12 protein-coding genes are annotated in these 13,017 nt (G+C 70.9%); 6 read left to right on the top strand and 6 right to left on the bottom strand.

What is annotated here, in order from left to right; all coding sequences use genetic code 11:
- The first annotated feature begins 67 nt into the window (after window positions 1-67).
- Window positions 68-1,333 (top strand): threonine--tRNA ligase, encoded by a 1,266-nt coding sequence (gene thrS, locus Q5425_RS23160; RefSeq protein WP_308674367.1) that lies wholly within the window; start codon window positions 68-70, stop codon window positions 1,331-1,333.
- Here the strand turns inward: thrS and Q5425_RS23155 are convergent.
- The 5 genes from Q5425_RS23155 to Q5425_RS23135 all read right to left on the bottom strand — a co-directional run bounded on the left by Q5425_RS23155 (window position 1,263) and on the right by Q5425_RS23135 (window position 6,192).
- Complete coding sequence (locus Q5425_RS23155; RefSeq protein WP_308674366.1) at window positions 1,263-2,105, bottom strand: MerR family transcriptional regulator; 843 nt, start codon at window positions 2,103-2,105, stop codon at window positions 1,263-1,265. The genes thrS and Q5425_RS23155 overlap by 71 nt on opposite strands.
- A 106-nt stretch (window positions 2,106-2,211) precedes the next feature.
- On the bottom strand, window positions 2,212-3,039 hold the full coding sequence (locus tag Q5425_RS23150; protein ID WP_308674365.1) for an ABC transporter permease subunit: 828 nt from the start codon (window positions 3,037-3,039) through the stop codon (window positions 2,212-2,214).
- Window positions 3,036-3,929 (bottom strand): ABC transporter permease, encoded by an 894-nt coding sequence (locus Q5425_RS23145; protein WP_013230680.1) that lies wholly within the window; start codon window positions 3,927-3,929, stop codon window positions 3,036-3,038. Before Q5425_RS23145 ends, Q5425_RS23150 begins: the two co-directional genes overlap by 4 nt.
- Entirely contained in the window at window positions 3,926-4,969 is a 1,044-nt protein-coding gene (locus tag Q5425_RS23140; RefSeq protein ID WP_308674364.1) for an ABC transporter ATP-binding protein, read from the bottom strand. Before Q5425_RS23140 ends, Q5425_RS23145 begins: the two co-directional genes overlap by 4 nt.
- A complete protein-coding gene (locus tag Q5425_RS23135; RefSeq protein ID WP_308674363.1) occupies window positions 4,966-6,192 on the bottom strand; it encodes an extracellular solute-binding protein in 1,227 nt (408 codons plus the stop codon). Before Q5425_RS23135 ends, Q5425_RS23140 begins: the two co-directional genes overlap by 4 nt.
- Before the next feature lie 62 nt (window positions 6,193-6,254).
- Between Q5425_RS23135 and Q5425_RS23130 the strand changes: the two genes are divergently transcribed.
- The 5 genes from Q5425_RS23130 (at window position 6,255) to lysA (ending at window position 11,274) form a co-directional block, all read left to right on the top strand.
- A complete protein-coding gene (locus tag Q5425_RS23130; RefSeq protein ID WP_308674417.1) occupies window positions 6,255-6,959 on the top strand; it encodes a GntR family transcriptional regulator in 705 nt (234 codons plus the stop codon).
- Window positions 6,956-7,861, top strand: coding sequence for a dihydrodipicolinate synthase family protein (locus Q5425_RS23125; protein WP_308674362.1), 906 nt, complete (start codon window positions 6,956-6,958; stop codon window positions 7,859-7,861). The genes Q5425_RS23130 and Q5425_RS23125 overlap by 4 nt, the downstream gene beginning before the upstream one ends.
- Before the next feature lie 470 nt (window positions 7,862-8,331).
- The gene (locus Q5425_RS23120) at window positions 8,332-9,363 is read left to right on the top strand and encodes an acyl-CoA desaturase (protein WP_308674361.1); all 1,032 of its coding nucleotides are present in this window, start codon (window positions 8,332-8,334) and stop codon (window positions 9,361-9,363) included.
- Window positions 9,360-9,539 (top strand): RGCVC family protein, encoded by a 180-nt coding sequence (locus Q5425_RS23115; protein ID WP_308674360.1) that lies wholly within the window; start codon window positions 9,360-9,362, stop codon window positions 9,537-9,539. The genes Q5425_RS23120 and Q5425_RS23115 overlap by 4 nt, the downstream gene beginning before the upstream one ends.
- Before the next feature lie 391 nt (window positions 9,540-9,930).
- Window positions 9,931-11,274 (top strand): diaminopimelate decarboxylase, encoded by a 1,344-nt coding sequence (gene lysA / locus Q5425_RS23110; protein WP_308674359.1) that lies wholly within the window; start codon window positions 9,931-9,933, stop codon window positions 11,272-11,274.
- On the opposite strand, the gene Q5425_RS23105 is transcribed toward lysA, so the two are convergent.
- Complete coding sequence (locus Q5425_RS23105) at window positions 11,271-12,809, bottom strand: APC family permease (protein WP_308674358.1); 1,539 nt, start codon at window positions 12,807-12,809, stop codon at window positions 11,271-11,273. The genes lysA and Q5425_RS23105 overlap by 4 nt on opposite strands.
- Window positions 12,810-13,017 lie beyond the last annotated feature (208 nt).

Below are 13,017 nucleotides of genomic sequence, written 5' to 3'. Positions count from 1 at the left end.
GCCGAGGAGTGTCCCGGCGCGCTGAACGACGTTTCCGGCCCGGGGCGGTTGCCCCGGGCTTCGTCTTGTGGTCAACCGCCTCGCCACCTGCGAGGAGTCCACAATGCACGATCACCGCAAGCTCGGCCGTGAGCTCGGCCTGTTCGGCACCGACCCGCTGATCGGCGCGGGCCTGCCCTACTGGCTGCCCGACGGCGCGCTCGTCCGCCACAGCCTCGAGGAGTACGTCCGCGGCCTCGAACGGCGCGCGGGGTACCGGCACGTCCATTCGCCGGTGCTCGGCAAACGCGAGCTGTACGAGATCTCCGGCCACTGGGCGCACTACCGCGACGACATGTACCCGCCGATGGACGTCGGCGGTGAGCAGCTCGTGCTGCGGCCGAGCTTGTGCCCGCACCACGCGCTGATCTACCGCTCCCGCGGCCGCAGCTACCGCGAGCTGCCGTTGCGGATCGCCGAGGTGGGCGGGATGTACCGGGCCGAGCTGTCCGGCGTGCTCGGCGGCCTGAACCGGGTGCGCGCGATCCAGCTCAACGACGCGCACGTCTTCTGCACCCTCGACCAGGTGGAGGCCGAGGCCGTCGCCGCGCTGGCCCTGATCCGGCGGGCCTACGACGCGCTCGGCATCAGCCCGGCGCGCTACCGGCTCTCCCTGCCCGGCCCCGGCGGCAAGTACGTCGACAGCGATTGGGACCGCGCCGCGGACATCCTGCGCTCGGCCCTCGACGGCCTCCCCTACGACGCCGTCGAGGGCGAAGCGGCGTTCTACGGACCGAAGATCGACGTCCAGATCGCCGACGGCGCGGGCCGCGAGTCGACCCTGTCCACCGTCCAGGTCGACTTCCACCAGCCCGCGCGGTTCGGCCTGGAGTACGTCGGCGCGGACGGGGCGAAGCACCGGCCGGTCATGCTGCACCGCAGCATCATCGGCAGCGTCGAACGGGCGGTGGCCCAGCTGATCGAGGTCCACGGCGGTGCGTTCCCGGCCTGGCTGGCGCCGGTGCAGCTGCGGCTGCTGCCGGTGTCTCCCGCCGAACTGCCCTACGCGCGGGAGATCCTCGACCGGTGCGGCGACCTGCGGGCGGAGATCGCGGCGGAAGGCAGCCTCGGTGCGCGGATCCGGGACGGACGGCTGGTCCCGTACCAGGCCGTGCTCGGCCCGCAGGAGGTCGCCGCGGGGCAGCTTTCGGTGCGGCTGCGCGACGGACACCGTCTCGACGCCCAACCGGTGGAGGACGCGCTGGCGTCGATCCGGGAGGCCGTCAGGCTGCCATCGCCTCGGCCAGCCAGTCGAAGGCAGGAGCCAGGCTTTCCGGTGCCGCCCAGCCGTTGATCACCCCCAAAAGCTCCAGGTAACGCTCGCGGCGCGGATCGGCGGCCACGTCGAGCCACTCCCGCAGCTCGCCGGGATCCCGCCCGAGACCGTCGACGATCGCCTTGGCCGCCGGGGACCTCGGCGGGATCCCGGCCACGACGGCCGGGGTGACGGCGTCCCGCACCTCGGCCGCCAGGTCACGACGCAAGCCGCCTTCGTGACCGTCCGCGAGCCGGCGCAGGTTGGCGCGGAACTCCGTGTCCCGCATCAGCGCGGCCAGCTCGATCCACGCCTCGGCCTGTTCGGGAGTGGGGTCCCCGGGCAGGTCCGGCGTCAACGTCCGGGCGACCCCCGCCAGTTCGGGACGATCACCCAGGGCATCGGCGAGGAAATCGCCGACCAGGCACTGCCGCTCCACTTCGGACAACAAGGCCCGCTGGTGCGCGAGACTCGCCGCCTCGGGTGGCGAACCGCGGTTCGCCACCGCCTTCAGCACCACACTCCGCCGGCGCAGCACGCCGATCTGCGCCTCCACCGCGGCGGCGTGCTCCGCCGCGACCTCCGCGACGGTGGCCTCGCCGTCGATCACCCGCCGGATCGTGGCGAGGTCGACGCCGAGGTCGCGGAAGACGCGGATGACGTCGAGCCGGGCGAGCGCGGCGCCGTCATAACGGCGCTGGCCCGCGGCGTTGCGCCCGGACGGCGGCACGAGGCCGCGATCCGAGTAGAACCGGACGGCCTTGACCGTCAGCCCGGTCCGGTGGGCGAGTTCGCCGATCGAGTAGCGCATGCCACAAGCCTGGCAGCTCCCCTCGGGGGAGGCGCAAGACCTGCGGGTTCGCTCGATCGTGTCGATCACATGTTCGACGAATCGCGGTAATGTGGATCACACCGGCTCAGGTGTCTTCCCGGATCCGGGTCACCAGCTGGGTCGGGTTCACGAACCGCAACGCGACGATGAGGAGCACGAGCATGGACCCGGTGTAGATGGCCGCCATGGCGTCGACCGACTGGTTGGCGCGGATGCCCGCGGCGAACACGGAGTTGTACAGCGCCACCACGAGGGTCGTGGAGTCCGGGCCGGCGGTGAGGAACGTCAGCTCGAACATGCCGACCGTGCGCACCAGCACCAGGATCGACGCGGCCAGGATGCCCGGCAGCAGCAGCGGGCCGAGGATGCGGGTGAACACCGAGCCGGTCCGCGCGCCGGACATGCGGGCCGCGGCCTCGATCTTCGGGTCGATCTGCTCGATGAACGGCGTCATCGTCAGCACGACGAACGGCACCGAGGGCACGAGGTTGGCCAGGATGACGCCGGTGATCGTGCCGGCCAGGTGGAACTTGTAGAGCACAGTGGCCAGCGGGATGCCGTAGGTGATGGGAGGGATCAGGATCGGCAGCACGAACAGCAGCATCACCAGGCGCTTGCCGGGGAACGAGCGACGGGCCAGCGCGTAGGCGGCCGGGACGCCGACCGCCACCGACACGGCGATCACCACGAGCGCGACGATCGCCGTCGTGAGGAGGACGTCCGAGAGGCCGAACTCGCGCCAGGCGTCGGCGTACCAGTGGGTGGTGAAGCCGTCCGGGAGCCAGGTGCCGAACCACTGCGTGCCGAACGAGTCGACGACCACCGAGAGCACCACGCCCGCGAGGTTGACGAAGAAGAACCCGACGACGGCCCAGACGACCCAACGTCCGGGACGCGCGACCCAACCGGTCATCCCTTGCCTCCGGTCGCTCCGCGGTACAGCGTGCCCCGCCACGCCATGACCAGGCCGATCACGATCAGCATGACCACCGCCATCAGCATCGCGACGGCCGAGCCCATCGAGTAGTCGTACTCCTCGAACGCGGCGTGGTAGGCGGCGATCGAGATGACGCGGGTCTCGTTCGCCGGGTCGCCGACGAGCTGGGCGCTCGGGAAGACCGAGAACGCCATGACGAACGAAAGGCAGAAGGTGATCGCCAGGCCGGGCGCGAGCAGGGGCAGCGTGATGCGGCGGAAGCGCTGGACGCCGTTGGCGCCGAGCGTCGCGGCCGCCTTCTCCAGCGAGGGGTCGATGCCCGAGAGGTAGGACAACGTCAGCAGGAAGGAGAACGGGAAGCCGGTGATCACCAGTGACAGCAGCACGCCGGTGTAGTTGTGGATCAGCGGGAGCGGCTGGTCGGTGACGCCGAGGACGGTGAGCACCTTGTTCAGCCAGCCCGCCGGTCCGCCGTACATGATCAGGCCCTGCGCGGTGAGGACCGTGCCGAGCGTGATCGGCACGACGAGGATCGTCGTCAGGAGGCGTTTGCCGCGGACGCGGCCGCGCATCACGTAGGCGATCGGGATGCTGGCGAGGACGTTGATGAACGTCGCGGGCAGCGCGATGCCCAGCGTCGTCCAGATGGTGTTGCGCAGGTACGGGTCGCCGAAGAACCGCGCGTAGTTCGCGAAGACCCCGCCCTTGCGCGGCGCGAACGAGAGCTGGAGGCCGTAGAGGAAGGGGTACAGGAACAGGCAGGCGGTGACCAGCAGGCCGGGCACCAGCAGCAGCAGGGTGCGGTCGATGCCGCGTTCGGCCAGCCGGTGCCGCAGCGCGGGCCGGGCGGTCGCCACGGCGGTCATGGCGCGAACACCAGGACCCGCTCGGCGGGGACACCGATCTTGACGGTATCCCCGGGCGCGAGGCGCTTGTCCGTCCGGAAGTAGACCGGCACGCCGGTCTCCAGCCGGGCCGAGACCGACAGCTCGCGGCCGTGGTACTCGACGATCTCGACCGTCACGTCGAGGGCGTTCTCCGTGCCGTCGCCGACGACGAAATCCTCCGGGCGGATCGCCACCTTCGCCGGGCCCTCGGTGAGCGTGCCGCGGCCGGTCAGGCGGACTCCCGCGCCCTCCACGGTGATCGAGGAGCCGGCCGTTCCGGTGATCGTCGCGTCCAGGAGGTTGCGGTAGCCCATGAAGGACGCGACGTAGCTGTTCACCGGCTGGGCGTAGACCTCCTCGGGCGTGCCGATCTGCTGGACCGCGCCCTCGCGCAGCACCACCAGGCGGTCGGCCAGCGACAGGGCCTCCTCCTGGTCGTGGGTGACGTACACCGTGGTCAGGCCGAGTGTCTGGTGGAGGCGGCGGATCTCCATCCGCATCTCGAGCCGCAACTTGGCGTCCAAATTGGACAGCGGCTCGTCCATCAGGACGACCGGTGGCTCCAGCACCACGGCGCGGGCGATGGCGACACGCTGCTGCTGCCCGCCGGACAGCTGCGCGGGGAACTTCGCCGCATGCTCGGTCAGCTGCACCAGGCGGAGCGCTTCGTCGACCCTCCGCCGCGCCTCGGCGCGCCCGACCTTGCGCATCTTGAGGCCGAAGCCGACGTTGGCGCGGACGGACATGTGCGGGAACAGCGCGTAGTTCTGGAAGACCATCCCGAATCCGCGCTGCTCCGGCGGCTGCCCGTCGATGCGGGTGTCGTCGAGCCAGATGCTGCCCGCGGTCAGGGGCAGCAGGCCGGCCAGGCAGTTCAACGCCGTCGACTTGCCGCAGCCGGACGGGCCGAGCAGAGCCACGAACTCGCCACGGGCGATGGCGAGGTCGAGGCCGCGCAGGGCGTTCGCCGTGCCGAAGCTGCGGGACACCCCGTCCAGGCGCAGCTGCTCGAACGTCACTTCTTGCCGACCTTCGAGCCGCCGACCAGCTGGTTCCACTTGTCGAACGCCTTGACCTGCTGCTCGGTGGGCAGCGAGGTCTCCTTCGGGTACTGGGCGATCCACTGGTCGTACTCCGGGCGCCCGAACTGCCGGAGGGTGTCCTGGCTCTTCTGCGGCGCCATCTGCAGCGTGACGTCCTTGACCGCGGGGCCCGGGTAGAAGTACCCGTCGTCGTAGGCGATCGCCTGCTGGTCCGGCTTCAGCATCCACGCGACCAGCTGCAGGATCGCCGACTCCTGGTCGGGCGAGAGACCCTTCGGGATCAGGGCGTACTGGGCGTCGGTGACCCAGTGCATCGGCTGCATGATCGCCGTCTTGACCGTGTTGGGCACCGTGCCGAGCTTGCGCGGGTTGATGTCCCAGCCGGTGGTCGACATGACCATGTCCACCGAACCGGACGCGAGGTTCTTCATCGTCTCCGTGGTGCCCGACGGGTAGTACTTCACGTACTTGCCGAGCTCCTGCAGGAACGCCCAGGTCTTGTCCCAGCCCTGGTCCGGGTCCTTGGGGTCCTTGTCGCCGAGCAGGTACGGCAACCCCATCAGGAAGGTGCGGCCCGGCCCGGAGTTCGACGGCTGGGCGTACTGGAACTTCTCCGGGTGCGCCTTCGCCCAGTCGAGCAGCTCCTGCGGGGACGCCGGGGCGGCGGGCACCGCGCCGGGGTTGAACTCCAGGAGCGGACCCGACGGGTAGTAGACGACCTCGATGCCGTAGCCGTTGGCCAGCTCCTGCATCTTCGCCGCGGGCTCGAGGTAGTTCTGCATCAGGTTCGGGAACCGGCCGGCGAAGTCGGGGAGCACCTTCGCGAGCGTGCCGTTCGCGATGCCGGCGGACAGCCCGTCGGTGCCGCTCAGGACCAGGTGGGTCTGGGCGACGCCGCCGTCCTGCTCGGCCTTCAGCTTGCCCGCCATGCTCGGCGCGGGCGCCGTCGAATAGGTCACCTTCGAGAGCACTTCCGGGTGTGCGGCCTTGAAGTTCTCGATCATCTGCTTGGTGAGCTGCAGGTTGCCCGCGACGTCGAGGATGTTCAGCTCGACCGGCTTGCTCGGCTTGTCGGGCACGGCCTGGGGATCCGCCGCCTGGCCGCCGTCACCGCCGGGCGCGCCACAGGCCGCCAGACCGGCGGCGAGGCTCACCGCCAGCAACACTCGTCGGAATCGGAAGCCGGTGCAACGCTGCATGGCTGCTCCCTAGGTCCGTGATAATGTTGTATGTCGCATCGTATATCAGATCGGACATGCCAGTGGCGAGCACTTCTTCGGCCCGGAGGCCGCCGCCGCCCGTCTCACGGACGGATTTTGTCCGCGACGCGATCAAGGAAGCGATCTTGAACGGGGAGTTCGGGCCGGGCGAAACGCTCGTCGAAGCCGAGGTCGGCGCCCTGCTCGGGGTGTCGAAGACGCCGGTGCGCGAGGCCCTGCGGATCCTGGCCGGTTCCGGTTTGGTCACGATGAGCACGTACAAGGGGGCGGCGGTCCGGGTCATGGACGCCGAGAGCGCGTACGCGGTGTACGACCTGCGCGCGCTTCTCGAGCCCGAAGCCGTCCGGCGGGCGGTCGAGCGCGGCGCGGACTTCGGGGAGGCGCGGCAGGTGCTGGCCGGGGTCGAGACCGGCCCGGCGGCCGGCGACCGCGCGAAGGCCAGCCTGGCCAACCGGCTGTTCCACCGCGCGCTCTACGCCGGGTGCGGGAACCCGCTGCTGGTGGAGGTCCTGGACGGGTTGCGCGACCAGGCCGCACTGATCACCGTCACCGGCTGGGGCATCAGCCCGACCTGGCCCGGCGAAGCGGCCGAACACCGGGCGATCCTGAACGCCGCCGAGAGCGGCAACGCCCGGCAGGCCGAACACCTGCTGCGCAAGCACATCACCGATTTCATCGACCGGGTCGCCCGCGGGCTGCCCGGCGAACGCACCACCGAGACCGGCGATCCGAAGGGGGCCCGATGACGTTCGAGGAGCAGAGGCGGCGGCTGTCCGGGGTGGTGGCCATCCCGGTCACGCCGTTCGACGCCGAGGGCGCCGTCGACGGCCAGACGTACGCGAAGCTGGTGGACCGGCTGATCACCGGCGGCATCGAGGTCGTGACGCCGAACGGGAACACCGGCGAGTTCTACGCGCTCGACGCGGCCGAAGCCCGGCAGTGCCTGGAGGTCACCGTCGAGGCCGCGGCGGGCCGGGCGAGCGTGCTCGCCGGGATCGGGCACGACGTCGCGTCGGCGACGCGGGCCGCGGTGCACGCGCGGGAGGCCGGCGCCGACATGGTCATGATCCACCAGCCGGTGCACCCGTACATCTCCGGTGACGGCTGGGTCGATTACCACGCGGCGATCGCCGCCGCGGTGCCGGAACTGGGTGTTGTGCTCTACGTCCGCAACCCGGCGATCGCCGGTGAGCAGCTGCGGGCGCTCGGGGAGGCGGCGCCGAACGTCATCGGCGTGAAGTACGCGGTCCCGGACCCGGTGCGGTTCGGCTCGGTCGCCCGGGACGCGGGCTTCGACCGGTTCGTGTGGATCGCGGGGCTGGCGGAGCTCTCGGCGCCCGGCTACTTCGCCGTCGGCGCCACCGGTTTCACCTCGGGCCTGGTGAACGTCGACCCGGCGATCTCGCTGGAGATGTTCCGCGCACTGTCCACAGGGGACTATCCGGCGGCGATGACCGTCTGGGAGCGGATCCGGCCGTTCGAGGAACTGCGGGCCGCCAACGGGAACGCCAACAACGTCAGCGTGGTCAAGGACGCGCTCGGCCAGCTCGGCCTCTGCCGCCCCGACGTCCGGCCGCCGAGCCGGCTGCTGACCGGAGCGGAGCGGGAGCAGCTCTTCGGGCTGCTTTCCTCGTGGGGGCTCTCGTGAATGGCGGCTCGTCGGCGGGTCGGGGGGCGGCGGCAGTGCCGAACCCCGGCTCGTCGACGAGCCACCCGCTGACAGGGGCCTCCCGGACGCGAACCTCGCTGTAGCAACCTGATCGGGCGCCCCGGGCGTCGCTTGCGCAACTGCGGGCGGCTGCTCGCCGGTCGAACGGCCGGCACGGCTGCAAGACGAACGGGTTCACCAATCCGGGGTGCGGCTCCTGTCTCCGGCCAAGCGAACCGGCCGGACGGCCTCGGGTGTGTGGTATGTCACCGTCATCCCGATGTGGCCGACTGTACACCTCATCGGTGATCCACGGGGAATTGCCACGGAGGGCGCGGGGTGGGAGGCTGAGGGCATGCCGCGGGGCGACCCCACGGCCAGGCGCCAGCGCCCTTATCCCGGATCGGACCGGCCCATCGTGGCCGGAAGCCGTTGTTGGACAAGCATTTCAGCTGACCAGAACGGCGGACATGACTTCGCTTCAAGCTCCGGACACCTCGCACGGCAGTGACTTCGCCGAGCTGTCCCGGCTCATCAAGGACGCGGGCCTCCTGCGGCGGCGGCGCCGCTACTACGCCGTGCGGATCGGGCTCAACCTCGCCGCGTTCGGCGGCGGCTGGGTCGCCTTCGCTTACCTCGGCGACTCGTGGTGGCAGCTGTTGCTCGCCGCGTTCTTCGCGATGGTTTTCGGGCAGCTGGCGTTCATCGGCCACGACGCCGGGCACAAGCAGATCTTCCGCACCCGCCGGGCGAACGACGTCACCGGACTGGTCCACGGTGGACTCACCGGTTTGAGCTACGGCTGGTGGATCGGCACGCACGCGCGCCACCACGCCAACCCCAACCACGAAGACGAAGACCCGGACGTCGACATGGCCGCGCTCGCGTTCAGCAAGGCGCAGAGCTCGCAGAAGCGCGGTTTCCTGCGCTGGGTGGCGAAGTACCAGGCGTTCCTGTTCTTCCCGTTGCTCCTGCTCGAAGGCCTCAACCTGCACGTCTCGAGCGTGAAGGCGGTGTGGGCCGGGAACGTCCGCAAGCACAAGCTGGAATCCGCGCTGCTGATCGCGCACCTGGTGGCCTACCTCGCCGCGGTGTTCGTCGTGCTGTCGCCGCTGACCGGGATCATCTTCATCCTGGTGCACCAGTTCCTGTGGGGGCTGTACATGGGCTGTTCGTTCGCCCCCAACCACAAGGGCATGGAGATGCTGACGGCCGGCCACAAGCTCGACTTCCTGCGCAAGCAGGTACTGACGTCGCGCAACATCCGCGGCGGCCGGGTGACCGACTTCGCCCTCGGCGGGCTGAACTACCAGATCGAGCACCACCTGTTCCCGAGCATGGCCCGGCCGAACCTCAAGCACGCGCAGGTGATCGTCCGTGACTTCTGCGCCCGGCACGAGATTTCCTACGCCCAGTGCGGCTGGGCCCGCTCGTACGGGTACGTGCTGCAGCACCTCCACGCGGTGGGCGCGCCCCTGCGGGCAGCGACGGTGACCCCGTGACGGCCCCGGAGCCCGAGGCACCGGCGGAGCCCCGCAACGGCACGCAGTGCCCGAGCTGTCCCCACCCGCTGGGCACGCACGACGCAATCGCCCGCCGCTATTGCGCAGCAACGGCAGCGGGCCACGGAACCGACCGCGGCTGCGTGTGCGGCAAGGTGCCCGCCAAGACCCGCTGAGGCCGAGCAGCCGCGGCCGACGCACGAACGCGCTGGGGGCGGGAGGCCTGACCGCCTCCCGCGCGCCGGCATCCGGACCCACCTGCCCGCGCTCTGGCAGGCCGGCCCCCAGCCTCCCCGCGCGCCCAGCAGGGCCCACCCCGCCGGACTCCGGCGCCTGCCGGCCAACCCCAGCAGCGCAGGATCAGCAACCATGCCCCGCGTGACGACGCCCGGCTCCGGAAATCACCTCTTCGCAGGTCAACCGGGGCGTGACCCAAGTTACTCACGCGTTAACAACGCGTCAGCGAGCGCGGCGAATCCGTCAACACGGCATTCACGGGTGATCTTCGGCCCCGCCCGCGGGGGTGTGCTGGCGGAGTCCGATCCGCCGTGATGCCCGGAGGCACCCGTGACGCTCAGCGAGCTTCTTCCCAGCCTCGGCTGCGAAGCCGCCGATCACCTCGAGCCAGGAGTCTGGCCGCGAAGCACCCGACTCGGCGAAGACGGCGAACTGCTCTTCGCCGGCGCGCCGGTCAGTCACCTCGCCGCCCGCTTCGGGACGCCGTCGTACCTCATCGACGAACAGCAGGTCCGCGACACCGCCCGCGAGTACCGCGAAGCGCTCCCGGACGTCGAAGTCGCGTACGCGAGCAAGGCGTTGTGCACCCGCGCGGTGCTGCGCTGGGTCGCCGAAGCGGGGTTGTCGCTCGACACCTGCTCCGCCGGCGAGATCGCCGTCGCGCGCTCGGTCGGCTTTCCCGCGGAGCGCATGCTGCTGCACGGCAACGCAAAGACGCCCGAGGACCTGAAGGCCGCGCTCGGCTACGGCGTCCGGCGGATCGTGGTCGACTCGCTCGACGAGATCGAGCAGCTCGGCGCGCTCGCCCACGGCGCTCAGCAGGTGATGATCCGGGTGACACCCGGGGTCGCGGCCGGGGCGCACGCGGCCATCAGCACCGGCACCGAAGGCCAGAAGTTCGGCTTCTCGCTCCTCGACGGTGTTCCCGACAACGTCGATGCCGCCGTCGAAGCGGTGCAAAAACAACCCGGGCTGCGGCTCCGGGGACTGCACTGCCACATCGGCTCGCAGGTGACCAGGATCGACCGGTATGAGGCGGCCGCGCGGCGGATGGCCGAGGTGCTGGTGCGGATCCGCGACACCCACGGCGTGCCGCTGCGGGAGCTCGACCTCGGCGGCGGGCACGCGGTGCCGTACGTCGGCGGCGAGCCCGCGTTCGACCTCGGCGGCTATTCGCGCCGCCTGCGCGTGGCGCTCGCCTACGAATGCGCGGCGCACGGCTTCCCCCTGCCCCGCCTGACGATCGAGCCCGGCCGGGCGATCGTCGGGCCGGCCGGGATCACGGTGTACCGCGTGTGCGCGGTCAAGCGCGGGAGCCGCACCTTCGTCGCGGTCGACGGCGGCATGAGCGACAACGCCCGGCCTGCCCTGTACGGCGCCCGGTACACAACGCGCCTGGTGGGGCGGCGGTCGAAGGAAAAGCGCGTCCCGATGACCGTGGTCGGCAGGCACTGCGAAGCCGGTGACGTCCTCGCCGAGGACATCAGCCTGCCCGCGGACCTCCACGCCGGCGATCTGCTGGCCGTGCCCTGCACCGGCGCGTACCACCACTCGCTGGCGTCGAACTACAACCAGGTCGGCCGGCCGCCGCTGGTCGGGGTGCGGGACGGCGTCGCGACGCTGCTGGTGCGCCGGGAGACCGAGGAGGACCTCAGCCGCCGCGATCTGGGCTAAGCCTCGACGATGCTGTCGCCGTCGCGGGGGACGAACCCCCGCGGCAGGCGGCGGCCGGCGAAGAAGTCGCGGCAGGCCCGGTGGACCGCGAACATCAGCGGCACCCCGAGCACGATCGACACCACGCCGATCACCGCGACGCCGCCGATGCCGAACACCGTCGTCTCGCCCGCGTCCGGCCGGGCGTACTCGATCAGCGCGAACACCAGCACCGTCAGGAAGAACACGCCGCCGGTGAAGGGCAACAGCCCGCGCAGCACGAAGTTGCGCACGCTCGCGAAGAGCGTCCGGCGGAACACCCAGACGCAGGCCAGCGCCGTCATCGTGTACTCGATGGCGATGGTCAGCCCGACCGCGTCGACCGAGTCCGCCAGCACGTTCCCGCTGACCAGCGCCAGGAGCACGTACACCGCGAGCGAGACCAAGCCGAACGCCCAGGTGGCCACCGAAGGCGTCCGGAACCGGGGGTGCACGCGCCCGAAGACCGGCGGCAGCGCACCGTGGCTGGCCATCGACAACGTCGTGCGCGCCGCCGGCATGATCGTCGCCTGGCTGGTGGCCGCGCCGCTGGTGAGCACGGAGACGATCAGCAGCACGCCCAGCACCTTGCCCGTCGTACCGTCGCCGAACACCGCGCCGCCCAAGCCCGCCAGCACGTCCTCGGAATTGGCCTCGTTCGCCAGGCCGATCCCCTCGGCGCCGACCCCGGCGAAAGCCAGCGCGGCGACCGTCACGAGCAGGTAGTTCAGCACCAGCAGCACCGTCGAAAGCACCGCCGCCCGCCCCGGCGCGCGGCGCGGGTCGGCGGACTCTTCGTTGACCGACAGCGAGCTTTCCCAGCCCCAGTAGATGAACACGGCCAGCAGCACCGCCGAAACCGCGGTGCCGGCGGAGACCCCGCCCGGCCACAGCCAGTCGAGCCGGGGCACCGACGCCTGCGGACCGGCCGTGCCGTCGAAGACGCGGACCAGCGCGACGGCCGAGAAGAGCACCAGGACGGCGAGTTCCACCCCGAGCAGGATCCACTGCGCCCGCGCGGACACCTCGATCCCGCGGTAGCAGAGCCAGCACAGCGCCAGCAGCCAGGCGGCGCCGATCGCCGTCGTCACCCACCGGTTGCCCGCCGCTTCGGGCGCGCCGAACAGCAGCAGCGTGTACCGGCCGGTGAGCGCGGACTGGCTGCTCATCACCAGCAGCTGGGCGACCGTGACGACCCAGCCGGTGAACCACCCGGCGTGCGGGCCGAACGCGCGCGCCGCCCACGTGAAGTTGGTGCCACAGTCGGGTTCCGCGGTGTTCAGCTCGCGGAAGGCGACGGCGACGAACAGCACCGGCACGAACGAGAGCAGCACGAACGCGGCCGCCTTGAACCCGGTGCCCGCCAGCACGATCAGCCCGAGCGTGGCCGCGATGGAATAGGCGGGCGCGGTCGAGGACATCCCGATGACCATCGACGACACCATGCCCAGCGCACCGCCGCGCAGTCCCTTTGCGGGAACGGCGGGGGCGGCGCCGAGCGCCACGGCCTCCGACATGCGTTGGTCCTCCTGGGGTTGCCGGTACGGGAAAGCCGCCAGACGGTACCTGGAGCCGGGCGGTAAGTGCGGCCTGCTGTGCGCGGGCGCACAAAACCGCCTCGGAAAGCCTCGTGGATTCCGCCGCTGACCACCGATTCCTCGGCTGAGCGCGGCGTGCACGTCGAATCGCGCGAAGCTGCCCCGGAGGGCTCGCTTTCTCGGCAGG

Source organism: Amycolatopsis sp. A133 (genome assembly GCF_031082405.1).
GTDB lineage: Bacteria > Actinomycetota > Actinomycetes > Mycobacteriales > Pseudonocardiaceae > Amycolatopsis.
Note: the sequence above shows the minus strand (reverse complement) of the source record. Positions and strands in the feature narration are given on the sequence as shown.

What these genes read in the sequence shown, in the direction of transcription:
- Q5425_RS23125 (WP_308674362.1), top strand. Translation starts at nt 6,956, where the DNA reads ATGACGTTCGAGGAGCAGAGGCGGCGGCTGTCCGGGGTGGTGGCCATC.
- Q5425_RS23155 (WP_308674366.1), bottom strand. Translation starts at nt 2,105, where the DNA reads ATGCGCTACTCGATCGGCGAACTCGCCCACCGGACCGGGCTGACGGTC.
- Q5425_RS23150 (WP_308674365.1), bottom strand. Translation starts at nt 3,039, where the DNA reads ATGACCGGTTGGGTCGCGCGTCCCGGACGTTGGGTCGTCTGGGCCGTC.
- Q5425_RS23135 (WP_308674363.1), bottom strand. Translation starts at nt 6,192, where the DNA reads ATGCAGCGTTGCACCGGCTTCCGATTCCGACGAGTGTTGCTGGCGGTG.
- Q5425_RS23105 (WP_308674358.1), bottom strand. Translation starts at nt 12,809, where the DNA reads ATGTCGGAGGCCGTGGCGCTCGGCGCCGCCCCCGCCGTTCCCGCAAAG.
- Q5425_RS23120 (WP_308674361.1), top strand. Translation starts at nt 8,332, where the DNA reads ATGACTTCGCTTCAAGCTCCGGACACCTCGCACGGCAGTGACTTCGCC.
- Q5425_RS23145 (WP_013230680.1), bottom strand. Translation starts at nt 3,929, where the DNA reads ATGACCGCCGTGGCGACCGCCCGGCCCGCGCTGCGGCACCGGCTGGCC.